At 65.7% G+C, this 14,554-nt stretch carries 5 protein-coding genes; 1 reads left to right on the top strand and 4 read right to left on the bottom strand.

The features are described 5' to 3' along the window. Positions 1-145: 145 nt before the first annotated feature. The 4 genes from recD to ACZ0BA_RS05220 all read right to left on the bottom strand — a co-directional run bounded on the left by recD (position 146) and on the right by ACZ0BA_RS05220 (position 12,556). Complete coding sequence (gene recD / locus ACZ0BA_RS05235) at positions 146-2,128, bottom strand: exodeoxyribonuclease V subunit alpha (RefSeq protein WP_463450275.1); 1,983 nt, start codon at positions 2,126-2,128, stop codon at positions 146-148. Further along, positions 2,121-5,894, bottom strand: a complete 3,774-nt coding sequence (gene recB, locus ACZ0BA_RS05230) for an exodeoxyribonuclease V subunit beta (RefSeq protein ID WP_463450274.1) — start codon at positions 5,892-5,894, stop codon at positions 2,121-2,123. The genes recD and recB overlap by 8 nt, the downstream gene beginning before the upstream one ends. Next, positions 5,891-9,355: an exodeoxyribonuclease V subunit gamma gene (gene recC, locus ACZ0BA_RS05225; protein ID WP_463450273.1), complete on the bottom strand. Its 3,465-nt coding sequence runs from the start codon at positions 9,353-9,355 to the stop codon at positions 5,891-5,893. Before recC ends, recB begins: the two co-directional genes overlap by 4 nt. A 93-nt stretch (positions 9,356-9,448) precedes the next feature. Further along, positions 9,449-12,556 carry a CHASE domain-containing protein gene (locus ACZ0BA_RS05220; RefSeq protein WP_463450272.1) on the bottom strand — a complete coding sequence of 1,036 codons (3,108 nt, stop codon included), beginning with the start codon at positions 12,554-12,556 and terminating at the stop codon, positions 9,449-9,451. A 219-nt stretch (positions 12,557-12,775) separates the two neighbouring features. Here ACZ0BA_RS05220 and ACZ0BA_RS05215 point away from each other — a divergent pair, with 219 nt between their 5' ends. Further along, positions 12,776-14,437: a CehA/McbA family metallohydrolase gene (locus ACZ0BA_RS05215; protein ID WP_463450271.1), complete on the top strand. Its 1,662-nt coding sequence runs from the start codon at positions 12,776-12,778 to the stop codon at positions 14,435-14,437. Positions 14,438-14,554: the final 117 nt, after the last annotated feature.

Below are 14,554 nucleotides of genomic sequence, written 5' to 3'. Positions count from 1 at the left end.
TCGTCCGGTTTTTTTTCGTCTGCGAACGGGGCTGCGCGTCCCCTACGACCTCAACCCGCTTTCGCGCGCTGAAGTTTGGCATATTCGTGCTGATTTCTGGCTTACTTAGGGCGAAAACAGGCGCGCGATGCTTGGTTTGACCAGTTTAATTATCCAGGAGGTTGCGCAGGCCGCTGGCGCGCTGGGTGCGCTGGGCGATGGCGTCCAGCAGAACTTGGCCGTTCGGAGTGAGTAACGTAAAGTAGTCGCGGGCGCGGGTGATGCCGGTATAGATCAGCTCGCGAGCGAGCATGCCGCCGCTGTCTTTCGGCAGCACCAACACGGTATGCTTGAACTCGGAACCTTGTGACTTATGCACGGTCATGGCAAAGGCGGTTTCGACATTCCGCAGCCGCGTCGCGAGTACACTGCGGACGTTTTCGCCCTCCGAGAAATAGACGCGCAGCGCTCCGGGACGCGCCGGGTCGGGCAATGTCAGGCCGATGTCGCCATTGAAAACGCCGGTGCCATAATCGTTGCGCGTGACCATGACGGGACGTCCGACGTACCACTCGCCGGTTCTTTTGAGTAAGCCAGCCGATTGCAACCGTTTCTCGATGACATCGTTCAAGCCGGTTACGCCCCATTCGCCTTCGCGCACGGCGCACAGTATCCTGAACGTTTCAAAGCTATTCAGTACAGATTTCACCCAAGCAAGTCGTACGATGTCCTCGCCATCCGGCGGACCCGCTGCGATCATTTTGAGGTAATCCTGATAGCCCCCGGCAGCGCCGTGACGGCCCGCCAAGGCGAGTTGCAAAAGATCCGCCGGTTGCGCCGGATCGATCCAGGCGACCTTTTCCTCTTCACTTTCGCGCAGAACATTGACCGAAGCGACGGCGTCGCCGGCATTCACGGCCAGCGCCAACGCGCCGATCGGACCGCCAAAGCGACGGCTTTCGCGCAGCATGACTGTTTGCTGCGCGATCGGGCCGCCGTTGCCGGCAAAGCTGGAAGGCAATGCCTGACCCGTACTTTCCAGTATGTAGGTCAACGTTTCCGCGCCGTACTCGCCTGCTTCGGCGTTATGGCACAGGTCGCCAAGCACCGCGCCGGCCTCCACCGACGCGAGCTGATCCTTGTCGCCCAACAGTATCAAGGTCGCGCTTGGCGGAAGCGCGGCCAGCAAAGCCGCCATCATTTCCAGGTGAATCATTGACGCTTCATCAACAATCAACACATCGACATCGAGCTGGTTGCCCGCGTGATGCTGGAACGCGCGCGTATCCGGCCGCGCGCCTAGCAAGCTGTGCAAGGTGCGGGCCGCACCCAGCTCGCGCTCAGGCATCACGTCGCGCACCCGCTGGTCCAGACCGGCCAGCGCGACATCGATCGACTGCTTCAGCCGCGCCGCCGCCTTGCCGGTCGGCGCCGCCAGGGCGACACGCAAGTCGGAATGCCGACCGCCACTGGTAGCGAACAGCAATGCCAACAAGCGGGCGACCGTGTAGGTCTTGCCGGTGCCGGGGCCGCCGGTGATGACGCCCAGCTTGCCACGCATGGCAACCGCGCACGCAACCTTTTGCCAATCGACACCGCCGCCGCGCGCCGCGTGGGGGAACAGGATGTCGAGCCAGCGCCGTACGCCGGCCACTTCGTTGTCGGCATCGATGGCGATGACGCCGCCGAGCGCGCGGCCGCGCACCGCCTTGGCGACCAGCGTTTCGTCGCGCCAATAACGGCGCAGATACAGCCGCTCGCCGTCCAGCACCAGCGGCTGCTGAAAATCGAGATCGCCGACCGGCCACACCTGGTCGCACCCGGCCAGCAGAGCCCGCCATGCGGCGGCGTTCTTCGGCCAGGCGCCGGCCGCGTCGCGCAGTTCGCGCCACTCGTCGCCCGTCCAGCCCAGCAAGGCGGCCGGGTCTGCCGCCAACTCATCGAGCATCAAACAGCTGTGTCCGCGCCCTTCCAGCTCCGACAAGAGCACGCAAGCGACCATCAACTGCGGCGAACTACTGCCAACGGAGGCGATAAAGCGCGCAAACGCGCCGCTCAACCGGCGCAGGTGGCCGCTTTCGGTCAGCGTGTCGATCTGCGCGAACAATGGTCCCGAAAAATCGGCTGTCGCTCTTGGTTGACTACTCATGCTGTCCCTCGCCGTGCGCCGGACCGGAATAGCCGAGCAATTGATCCAACCCATCCAAAAGCGCCGGATCCGGCGCCATCCAGTAACAGCCCCGCGTTTGCGTGTTGGCGATTCCGCGCAGGAACAGGAACACCGCACCGCCCAGGTGCTCGGCCGGATCGTAGCGTTCTCCCAGGCGGCTTTGCAGCAGCCGGTGCAGCGCCAACATATAAATAGCGCCCTGTATATCGTAGCGATGCTCGGCGATCGCCGCGATCACCGCCGGCTCGTGATAGGCGGCGTCGCCCGCGCCCAACGCGTTCGACTTGTAATCGAGCACCCAGAATTTGCCCTCATGCTCGAACACCAGGTCGGCGAAGCCTTTGAGCATACCGTGCAGCTGGCGCTCCGGTAGCGACGGCCGCGCCGCGCCACCCAGCAGATGCGCGACGCACAGCTGATCCAGCGCACCGGTGTCGAGCCGCTCGCTCGGGAACCAGAACTCCATCTCGGGCAGGGGCGCTTCGATGCGGCTGAGCGGCGCGTTCACATAGGGCAGCTCGGTGGTGGCGATTTCGCGCAGCCACGCCAGCGTGTCGGCAAGCCGGTTGCCCCATCCCGCGCGCTCGACACGGCGCGTCAGGCGCGCCTCGAAATTCTCCTGCTCGACGATCGCGAATCCCTCCTCGCCCATCCACTCCAGCTGCTCGTGCAGGAAGTTACCCGGCACCGAACCGCGCGGGAACCGATGCCACGGCGCGTCCTCGACCCGCACCGGCAGCACGATGCCCGGCACATCGCCGTCTTCGAGCAAGGTGGCCTGCGATCCGTCGCGCGGCACCGGCGCCGCGTTCACATTGTCGGCGGAGCCGATCATGCCGGTCGGCCCGGTGCGCCGCGCCAGCGAGCTGAAACTGCCCACCGACCAATCGCGCTCGAAGCGGCCGGTGTAATGCAGGGGCTCCAGCAACGGCGGGCGCTGTTCGACACGGCTCAAGCGCGTCGGCGCTTGCGCCGTCATGTCCAGGGTGGTGATATGGATCGCCGCGCAGCCCTTGCAGGTATGCTCCCAGCGCTCCATCACCAGATCGGAAGGCAGCGCCTCGCCGCCGGTGAGCAGGTAACCGAGCGCCGATTCGTGCAAGGTGTTGTCGCCGGCCTTGCGGCTGGCCAGCGCCGTCACGCCCAGCCACAGGAAATGGCGCGCGCGCGTCAGCGCCACATACAGCAGGCGCAAATCCTCCTGCAGGCGTGCGCGCTCGACCAGCTCCATCGCCGTTTCCGTCAGCGCCATGTCGATCCGGCGCACGCCTTCGTCATCGCTGAATTCAAAGAAGCTGCGGTTGCGCCGCTCCACCTTGCGGGCCGTGACCGCGAACGGCAGATACACCAGCGGATACTCCAGGCCTTTGGATTTGTGGACCGTGACGACTTTCACCAGTTCGGCGTCGCTTTCCAGCCGCAGCACGCGCTCGTCGCCGGCGCCCTCGCCGCCTTCGATCTGCTCGGCGAGCCAGCGTATCAGCGCCTGTTCGCCATCGAGCTGCCGGCTGGCCGATTGCAGCAGCTCGGCCAAGTGCAGCAGATTGGTCAAACGCCGCTCGCCGCCCGCTTGCCCGAGCAGCGCCGCCGGCAGCTGCAATTCATGGATAAAGCGCCGCAGCATGGCCAGCACGCCCTGGCGCTGCCAGACGATATGCAGGGCCTTCAACTGCTCGACGCGCGCCTCCCATGCCAGTTCGTCGGATGTCATCAGCGCCAGCTCCGCCAGTTCCAGGCCGGCGGTGCGGGTGGCGAAGGCGGCCCGCGCCAGCGCGCCGTCCAGCGGATTGGCGACCGCCGACAGCCAGCGCAGCACGTCGGCCGCCTCGTCGCTGTCGGTCACCGAATCCTTGTCGGACAGGTACACGCTGGCGATCTGACGCCGTTGCAGGGCGCGCCGGATCGCCGCCGCTTCCTTGCGGTCGCGTACCAGCACCGCGATATCGGCCGGCTTCAGACGCTCGAATCCATCCGGACCGTCGAAGCCCGCGCGTTCGTCGTTCAGCTTTGCGACGATGTCCTCGGCGCAGTAATGGGCGAAGAACTCGCGGTAGCTGTCGGCTTTCAGGTCCTGCGCGGCGCTGCACCCCACCACCAGCGCCGGCACGTCGCCGTCGGCATCGACCATGCGCTCCTTGCGGCCCTTGGCGCCAACCGCCTCGAACGGCAGCGGATTGACGCGCGTCCCGGGATCGCGAAAACGGAATGCGCCGCGTCCGAAGCCGCCCTGCCCCGCCTCGCCCTCGGCGATCATGAACAGGTGGTTGACCGCTTCGACCACCGGCTTGGTGGAGCGGTAGTTGGTGCCCAGCTGGTAGTGACGCCCGGTGGTGGCCCTGCGCGCCGACAGGTAGCTGTGGATGTCGGCGCCCCGGAAGCCGTAAATCGATTGCTTCGGATCGCCGATCAGGAACAGTCCCGTCTCGGGATCGTTGTCCGCCACGCGGTACAGCAGATTGAAAATCTGATACTGGTTCGGCGCCGTGTCCTGGAATTCGTCGACCATCGCCACCGGATACTGCTCGGTGATGCGCTTGCGCAGCGCGTCCGCGTTCTCGCCCTGGAGGGCGGCATTCAGCCGGTCCAGCATGTCGGCGAAACCGAACTGGCGGTTGCGCTTTTTCAGCTCGTCCATGCGGTTGGCGACCAGGGCGGCGGCGTGGCGGTACAACGCGTGCGCCATCGGTTCGAGTTCGTCGAGCGCCTGCTTCAGCGCCTCGGTGGCGTCGAAATCCTCCGGGATGGCCGCGCTGAAGCCCTTCGAGAAGGCGTCTTCGATCCCCCATGGCGTCAGCCGCTTCCACGCGGTGTCGCTAATCTCCGGCATGACGGCGCCGGGGTCCTGCGCCCAGGTGCGCAAGCCGTTGAACCAGCCGACCAGCGAATCGGGCCGCATCTTGTTACCGTTGAAGCATTTGGGCGACAGCTCGCGATGCTGGGCAATCCACTGTTCCATGCGGTTGGCGCGCTCGTACCAGCCGGCCTTGAGCCCGGCCAGTTGCGCCAACTGCTCGCGCTGGACCGCGCCGATCAGCGCCCCCAGCGACTGCGTCGCGTCGACGTCGCCGATGATGTCGGCGCGCTTGACCAGCTCGCGGATCGATTTCTTCATCGCGCCGACGTCGCCCCAGCACGACAGCAGCGCATCCAGCGCCACGGCGTTGAGCGGGTAGACCTGCTGCCGCCAGTAGTCGTGCGCGGCGTCCTCGAACAGCGCCTGCTCGTCGCTGACCAGTTCCTCGTCGAACAAACTGCCACTGTCGAAGGCGTGCTCGCGCAGCATGCGCTGGCACCAGGCGTCGATGGTGAAAATGGCCGCTTCGTCCATCGTTTCCGCCGCCAGCATCAACCGGTGCGCGGCTCTCTGCCGCTCGGCGTGTTCCGGATACGATTCCAGGATCGCGTCCAGGTAGTCGTCGCGCGTGTCGCCGTCGGCCATGTCGTCGAAACGGCGCACGTAGGCGGCCGCCTCCACCAGACGCTCACGCACCCGGTTGGACAACTCGCGCGTGGCGGCGCGGGTGAAGGTCATCACCAGGATATCGGCGGGCAGCAGCGGACGGCGGTAGCCGTACTCGCCGCCATGCCCCAGCACCAGCCGCACGTACAGCGCGGCGATGGTCCAGGTCTTGCCGGTGCCGGCGCTGGCCTCGATCAGGCGCGAGCCGTGCAGCGGAAAGGTCAGCGGAGTAAGCTGATTACCCAATTGATTGCTTGGTCGCTTGTCGTCCACGTCCTTGCTCATGCCTGGTTCCCGGCGTCGATCGCCTCTATCGTGATGTGGTGTTCCAGCCAGTTCGCCAGCGGGCCATACAAAGCCTCCGAGACATCGACGAAGTCCGGTTGCGCGCTCAGCGCGGCGAAGTCGGGCCACAGCCGGGCGAGGCATAGCTCCTCGTTCTCGCCGGAGATTTCAAAGCCGCCATCGTAGACCGCGCGCGGATCGCCGCCCTGCGCCAGCGCCAGCGCGGTTTTGCAAGCGGTCGGCAAAGGACGGTTCATGCCGTCGCGCCACAGGCATACCAGCTCGCGCAGCGCTTCGAGCGCCTCGTCGCGCGGCAGCGCCTTCATTGTCACGATGGCGTCGCGCGCCACCAGGTAGCCGGTGACCGGCATTCCGGCCGCCGCAGCGGCCAGCTGCCGCAGCCACATGGCGATCAATTTATCGCCGCGCGGCTTGCCCTGTTTGTCGGTGACCTTGGACGACATCTGCGTCAGCCACACCGTCGCCAGACCATTGCTGCGCAGCTGGTCGATCCAGTCGTCCATGCGCACTCCGGCCAGCACCAGGCTCAATGCCACCTTCGGCGCGGTTTGCGGATAATGCTCGCGCAAGGTAAGCCAGGCGCAGCGCACCGGCACCAGCGCCTCGACCAGCTGGCGCTGATACTGCTGGCCGATCAACCCGATCGGCAGCACGCCTTCGCGGGCCAGCCTTTCGGCGCGTTCGGTCAGCTTGTCGTAGACTTCCTCGATCTGCTCGGCGTCGGCGCCGTCGTCGAGCATCGTGTCTTCGAGCAGATAGCGTTCCAGCGCGTTCAACGAAAACGGTTCCTCGTCCTCGCCCACCAGCGCCGATTCACCAAACATGACGCCCAGCCGCTGGCGGAAGAAGAAGCGCACCGGCTGGCGCACGAAATTGTTCAGGCTAATGAGCTTGAGGCTGAATTTGTCGTCGATGTCAAACGGCGGCAGCCCGGACGATGCAGCGGCCTCGCCTTCCCTTTGCTCCCCGTGCGCCTCGCGCCATTCGCGGGCGTAGGTCAGCAGGCCGCCTGCCTCGAAATAGCGCCTGCTGAACGGCTGCAACGCGTGCTCGGTGGTGCGCGCCTGCAGATCCAGCCCCCAGCCGCTGACCAGATAATCGCGCAACTGCGACACCAGCACCGATGCCGGCTGCTCGCTGTTGTCGCGCACATTGCGGCCCACCCAACTGATATACAGCTTGTCGCGCGCCGCCAGCAGCGCCTCGAGCATCAGGTAACGGTCGTCGTCGCGGCGCGAGCGGTCGCCCGGGCGCGCCATGCCCGGTTGCGCCAGCAGATCGAAATCGGCCTTCGGCGCGCGGCGCGGGAAGTCGCCGTCGTTCATGCCGAGAAGGCACACCACGCGGAACGGCACGGCGCGCATCGGCATCAAGGTGCAGAAGGTCACGCCGCCGGAGACGAATTGGTGGTTCAAGGTCGGCTCGTCCATCAATCCCAGCCACGCCTCGCGCAGCACCGCCAGCGGCACCGCTTCGTCGAACTGCGCGCCTTCGCAGGTGTACAGCCAGTTGTTGAGGGCATCGTCCAGCTGCGCCAGGGTCAGACGGTCGCCCTCCTCGCCGGCACTGAAGAACGCGGCCAGCAAGGCGCGCGCCTGCACGCCCCAATCGGCCGGCGAGCGGGCCTGCGCCAGCACCGCGCGCCAGTGCAGCAGCGCCTCGACCAGTTGCGCCAGCGAGCCGGCCAGCGCCGCATCGAGCCCGCCGACTTCGGAAAACGGCTCGATGCCGGCGAAGCTGGCGCCGGCATCGCCCCCGCCGCCGCTGGCATAACCGAGCAGCATGCGGCGCACGCCGAAGATCCAGGCGTTTTGTTCGCCCGCCGGGCCCAGTCCCAGACCGCTGCGGTGCTCCTGGTCCAGCCCCCAGCGCACGCCGGCGCCTTCGATCCACAGCCCCAGGGTCGGCAGGTCTTCCTCGCCCAGCCCGAAGCGCGAAGCCAGTGCGGGGACGTCGAGCAGGTCGCGGATCTCGCTTTGGCGGCAGCGCTGCTGCGGCAATCGCAACAGCCACTCGAGCGCCACCAGCAACGGATTGACGCTGCGGTCGTTGACGTCGCCGATCTCGAACGGAATGTAACGCGGATCGCTGCGGCGGTGCTGCGCGAATACCGCGTGGATCGCGGCCGAGAAGGTGTCGATGTCCGGCACCATCACCACCACGTCGCGCGGGCGCAAGGGCGGCGCACCGTCCGCAGCGTCGGCGTCTGTGCCGGCGAACATCTTCAATAACTGGTCGTGCAGCACCTCGACCTCGCGCTGCACGCTGTGCGTGATGTGGAATTCGATCGAGCGGTCGTCGTCCGGCGGCGGAACGTGCGGATGCTCGGACAACGGCAGCAGGTCGCGCACGGCCGCCTGCACCTGCGACAACAAAGTCTCGCCTTCGCCTTCGCTGAACAAATCGATGCGTAGCGGCGCCACGTGGTGGTCGTCGCCACTTTCGCTGGCGACGGCCGCGGCGCTGGCGGAGGCTTCGTCGAATTCGTCGAGCATACGGACGAAGTCCCGTCCCTGCCGCCCCCAGCTGGCCAGCAGTGGATGGCTGTGCGCATGCAGTTCCTCGAGCGGGATCTGGCCCAGATCCCGGCCGTTGCGCAGTTGCTGGCGGCGGTGCGCGGAGCGCAGCAGGTCACGTCCCTCGATGATGTCGCCCCAGTAGAACTGGCAGGGATTGGGAACGGCCAGCACCACCTGCGCATAGCGCGCCAGCGAGGCGAGCGCCTGCAGGCTTTGATACGGCAGCGCGGAGACGCCGAAAATCACGATGCGGCGTGGCAGTCGGCCCAGCGGCGCCTCGCCGGCGGCGCTGGCGCGTACAAACTCCGTGTGCACCGTCGCGCGCCCCAGGTCGCGCTCCTGCGGATCGACGTCGGCGATCACCGCGCGCCACAACTGGCCCTGCCAGCGCTGGTCGTCCGGCAGCGGCACGGCTTCGTTGCGGGCATTGCGCAGTTGGTCGCGACCATGCGCCCAGTCGTCCAGCCAATCGGCGCGGTAAACCTGGTACTGGTCGAACAGGTCGGCCAGCCGCTCGGCCAACTGCAAACGCCGTTCCGCCTCGCCGTCGGCAAGGAAGTGGCGAAGCGGCGTGAAGACGGGATCGACCAGCAAGGTGGGTAACAAACGCATCAGGCGCCAGGTCAACGGGCCCTTGTCGAAGGCGGAACGCACTGGCACCCGGTCGCGCCCCAGCATGCCGCGATAGGTCTCCCACAGAAAGCGCGCCGGCAGCGCCACGCGGGTGGCCGCGCACACGCCCATTTCCTCGGCCAGCGCGATCTTCAGCCACTCGGCCACGCCGTTCGACTGCACCAGGAAGATGTCCGATTCCAGCGCCCCGAGCGGGTGATTGCGCAGCCACTGGAACACAGCCGCGCGCAGCTGCTCCATTTGATTACCATGCAAAATCAACAGGCCGGGGGTGATGCTGGGTTGCATAAGACTCTTTATCGGGCGAATCGGGGACTCATCAGGGACCAACTGCGGACAAAACGCCGCAGCCAAACCCTATTATCGCCCAATTCAGCCCACTTAGCCCGGCGCGTAGGCCAGCAACTCCTGTGCGATGTGCCGGTCAAGCACCACCAGCATGGTATGCATGCGCGCCACCAGCCGGCGCGCATTGGCCGTATCGGGGTCGCTGCGCACCTGCTCCAGCGCCAGGCACAGATTCCCGAACTGCATCGCGCCGACCGCGCGCGCCGACGATTTGATGCGATGGCCCAGTTCCGACAGCGCCACCAGGTCGCCCTGCGCCAGCGCGGCGTCGACTTCGCGCATGCCGTCGCGCGCCGAGTCGACAAACAACAGCGCGTATTTGCGCATCTTGTCAGGCTTGCCGCCGAAGGTTTGCGCCAGCGCGGCAAGGTCGAACAACTCGCCGTCGACCGCCATCGGTGGCGGCTCCGATGCCGGTTCGGCCTCGCGTGGCGCCGGCCGGGCCGGCGCCAGCGTACCGCCCGCGTTGGACGCCGCCATCGCCGCCGACGCCGTGCCGTTGGCCATCGTGAAATACGAGGGCGGCGGCGGCGACACCGGCCGCGCCACGCCGCCGGCGCCCCTGGCGCGCTGACTCATCCACTTCGACAGCATATTAAACAGCAGCTTGGGCGCAATTGGTTTGGTCACGAATTCGTCCATGCCGGCCTCCAGGCAGCGCTCCTGGTCGCCGCGCCCGGCGTTGGCCGTCATCGCGATGATCAAGGTGGCCGACAGCTTGGGATGCGCGCGGATCAGCCGCGTGGTCTCGTAGCCATCCATTACCGGCATCTGCACGTCCATCAGCACGCAATCGAAACGCTCCTTGAGCAGCAGGTCGATCGCCTCCTTGCCGTTGTTGGCCACGCAGACGGTGGCGCCGGCGTCCTCCAGCAGTTCCTGGCCTACCTGCTGGCTGAAGATATTGTCCTCGACCAGCAGGATGGACGCGCCGCGTACGCTGTCGAGCACCTCGGGCTGCACCGTCTCCACGCTTGGCTGCAGCATTTGCGTGCCCTTGGCCAGCCGCGCGGTGAACCAGAACGTGCTGCCCTGGCCCGGCTGGCTATCGACACCGACGCCGCCGCCCATCAGCTCCGCCAGCTGCTTGCTGATCACCAGTCCCAGGCCGGTGCCGCCATACCGCCGCGTGGTCGAGGTGTCGGCCTGGTGGAACGACTGGAACAACTGCGACATCTGCTCCGCCGTCATGCCAATGCCGCGGTCGGCCACCTCGAAGCGCACCAGGATGTGGCAGTCGTTCTCCTCGAGCTGACGCGCGCGCACATGGACCTTGCCGTTTTCGGAGAATTTGATCGCGTTGCTGGTGAAGTTGAGCAGCACCTGCTCGAGCCGAAGCGGATCGCCGCGCAACTGGCGCGACAGACCCGGGTTGACCTCGTACACCAGCTCCAGCCCCTTGGCGCGAGCGCTCTCGCCGAGCTGACTGGTGATGTTGGCCAGCAGCGCGTCGAGCGTGAAGTCGAGCATCTCCAGATCCATCTTGCCCGCTTCGATCTTGGAGAAGTCCAGGATGTCGTTGATGATGCCCAGCAGGTGCTGGCCCGAATGATAAATCTTCAGCAGATAGTCGCGCTGCTTCGGATGCGTGACCGATTTCAGCGCCAGGTGGGCCATGCCGATGATGCTGTTCATCGGCGTTCGGATCTCATGGCTCATGTTGGACAGGAAGTCGCTCTTGGCCTGGTTGGCGGTATCGGCTTTTTCCTTGAGCTGATGGAGCTCGGTGACGTCGGTCGACATGCCGATCACCGCCGTCACCGAGCGGCCGATTTCCACCGGCGCACGGACGGTCCAGTGGTACTGCACCTCGCCGTCGGCGCCGACGAACTGCGTCTCGCCGGAGCGCTTGACGTTCTCCTGGAACACGGGCTGCTCGAGCGCCCACGCGGCATCAGCGGCGGCGGCCGGCATCAATTCGCTATCGAGTTTGCCGACGATGTCCTGCACCGGCATGCCCAGGCTGTGCGCCATGCGGGCGTTGACATAGATGAAGCGGCGGTTCTGATCCTTCATGTAGACGTGGGCGTCGACATTATTGAGCACCGTGTCGAGCAGCACCCGGTGCTTGACGGCGCGCCGGCGCGACGAATACAGCACCGCCAGATAGCTATACAGCAGCAAGGTGCCGGCGAACCCGGTCAACCCCGCCAGCCAGGGGAAGTAGACATCGAAGCCGGTCAGCAGCTGCGATTTTTTGACCTGGAAATGCGCCTTCCACAGGCTGCCGTTAAAGTCGATCGGCAGCACCGACTCCAGGTAATCGTCACGCTCGGCCGCCGACAGCGGCGTCACCGTCGTCGCGCCGGTGTCGTTGAACAGCAGGCGGTCCTGTTTTTCGATGACCAGCCGGCGCTGCTCGACATCGGTGCTGCCGTCCGCGTACAGGGTCAAATGCACCTGGCGCACCGTCATCTCGTCGATCGCTCCCTGCACCAGTTTGGCCACGCTGAATCCCAGCCCCACCGTCCCCAGATAGGCGGCGCGGCGCTCGGTGACGTCGGCCAGCGGCATGTTGCGCCGGTACACCGGCAGGCGCATACCCAGCGCGATCTGCCGCTGCGGCTGCTCGATGACGAACGGCTGGCCGGAGGCGCTGACCTGGCCGCTGTCGCGCGCCGCCCCGTTCAATTGGTCGATCACCGGGTTGGTCGCCAGATCCAGGCCGAGTTTTTCGTCCAGCAGGTTGTTCGGCTCGACGTAGGTCAGCGGCGCGTAATGCGGGCGGCGCCCGGCCGGCCGGATGTCGAAATCGGGATAGCCGGTGGGCGACAGGCTGCGGTCGGCACGCACGGCGGCGACAAAGGCGTCGCGCTCGGCGTCGGTCACCACCGGCGCCCAGCTCAGCATCGCGATGGCCGGAAACTGGCGCGGCAAATCGAGCCCCGACACGTACTGATGGAACTGTTGGCGGCTCAGGTTGTCGCTGGTCTGGAACAGCGCGACGAGGCCGCGCGTGAGGTCGGAATAGGACTTGATGCGCGCCGAGATCGCGTACTGCGTGCTGCGCGCCAGGTTCTCGAAACGCTGGCCGGCATCGGCCTCGACAATGCGGGTCGCGACCCCGTACAAGGTCGCGCCCAGCGCCGTCGCCAAGGTCCAGCCCGCCGCCCAGAACAGCGCGCGCGACCGGATGGCCATCCTTCTGCTGTTAGCGGATTTAAGCATGCGCCATCACTCTATTCTTTCGGGATAGACAACAAACCACAAATACTTTTGCATCACAGCAGCATACTATTAATGCCGTCGAGTAACCAGCGAAAGAATTTGATAGATTTGGTGAGAAATCAACGGAACCTTATGCCGCAACGGGCGCTCTAATTGATGAGCTTGTCAAAAGACGCATCGAAGGAGCGCATCATGCCTGCCGTATCTGTTGCATCCGCCACTATTTTGACGGTTTTTTGCGGCGTCTGCGCCGCCATGCCCGCGCCAAGCAGCGCCTCGACGTCCGACCACCGCGAATTCGAGGCGGTATTGCAAACGCCATTTCATGCAGACAACAACGGCACTCGGACCATTACACTGCATTTTAATTACCCGGATAGTGAGCAAACGCAACAAGTGCGTTGGCGGCTGGAATTATTACGCGACGACGGACGCGTCCTCAGGCGCTGGACAGGACGGCAAACGCTTGCCGCCGCGCCGGTCGCGGTGGCGATCCGTTGGCACAGCGCCGCGCCGGGCGCGACCCCGGCCAGCCTGCCTGCCGGCGTCTACCGGCTACGGCTGCGTGCCGGTGTTGACGGGAATAACGGGCGCAGCGGCGACACTTTCGTCAACAGTATTGATGTAGAACAAACATGGGACGTGGCCGTGGGCCTGCTTCGGCCCGGCAACGCGAGTGCGCCGGCGTTCTCTCGCGCCATCGCGCCGTCGCTGGCCGGCCCGCGCGCGACGCCGTACGCGGTCTACCTCGGCAACCTGCACAGCCAGACCAACCACAGCGACGGCGGCGGCGCGCTGTCCGGGTGCACTGGCGCGCAGGCGCCGCAAAGCGCTGCCTTCGGCCCGACCGAGGCCTACGGTTTCGCGCAGCGGCACGGTCTGGACTTCCTGATGACGTCCGAACACAACCACATGTTCGACGGCTCCGACGGCACCAACGCCGGCGCCGACGCGGCGGCCGTCCATGCGCTCTACCAAAGCGGCATCCACGCGGCCAGCACCTGGAACCAGGCCCACCCCGGCTTTGTCGGCATGTACGGCCAGGAATGGGGCGTGATCAACAACGGCGGCCATTTGAACATCCTCAACAGCGGCGAACTGCTGGGGTGGGAGCGCAACGCCGCCGGCGCCTTGCTGGCCGACACCGCCACACCGAAAAACGATTACGCCGCCCTGTACGCACTGATGCGCGAGCGCGGCTGGCTCGGCCAGTTCAACCATCCCAGGGAGGGCCAGTTTGCCATCGATGGCAAGCCGCTGGCGTGGACGCCGGACGGCGACGCCGCCATGGTGTTGTGCGAGGTCATGAACAGCAACGCGTTCTCGACCAGCACCGACGAGTCGGAACCGCAGCACAGCAACTTCGAAGCGGGTTGCAACAGGCTGCTCGAGGCTGGCTACCACGTGGCTTTCAGCAGCAACCAGGACAACCACTGCGCCAACTGGGGCGCGTCGTCGCCAAATCGCACGGGCGTGCTGATCGAGCGCGGCCACCCGCTGACCGCCGACACCTTGCTGGCCGCGCTCAAGGCCCGCCGCGTGTTTGCGACGATGGACAAAAACGCCGGGCTGATCTTGACGGCAAACGGCCGCATGATGGGCGAACGTTTCGACAACCGCGGCAGGCTGACCCTGCAGGTGCGCTACACCGGCCAGCGCGGCCAGCGGCCGGCCGCCGATAATCTGTATACCGGCGTGCCGGGACGTAACGGCGAAGTGACCATACTCAGCCGCAAGGCCAGCATTGTGTTCACGCCGCAGAAAGGCGCGCATTTCTACTACGCGCGAGTGACGCAGGACAATGGAAAAATGCTATGGAGCGCACCTGTTTGGATCAACCAAACAGGCCGCTAGTTTCTGCCCTGTTGTATCGCACAAACACCTAAGTAAAATACTGCTTAGCCGTGCGCGCTGGAACATATATTTCCTGTACTCTACTAGCCTCGTGAAAACGTTACCAACTAGCTTATC

The organism is Duganella sp. AC917 (genome assembly GCF_979258245.1).
This window is presented reverse-complemented; position numbering and strand designations above follow the sequence as displayed.

What these genes read in the sequence shown, in the direction of transcription:
- ACZ0BA_RS05220 (WP_463450272.1), bottom strand. Translation starts at nt 12,556, where the DNA reads ATGGCCATCCGGTCGCGCGCGCTGTTCTGGGCGGCGGGCTGGACCTTG.
- recC (WP_463450273.1), bottom strand. Translation starts at nt 9,355, where the DNA reads ATGCAACCCAGCATCACCCCCGGCCTGTTGATTTTGCATGGTAATCAA.
- ACZ0BA_RS05215 (WP_463450271.1), top strand. Translation starts at nt 12,776, where the DNA reads ATGCCTGCCGTATCTGTTGCATCCGCCACTATTTTGACGGTTTTTTGC.
- recD (WP_463450275.1), bottom strand. Translation starts at nt 2,128, where the DNA reads ATGAGTAGTCAACCAAGAGCGACAGCCGATTTTTCGGGACCATTGTTC.
- recB (WP_463450274.1), bottom strand. Translation starts at nt 5,894, where the DNA reads ATGAGCAAGGACGTGGACGACAAGCGACCAAGCAATCAATTGGGTAAT.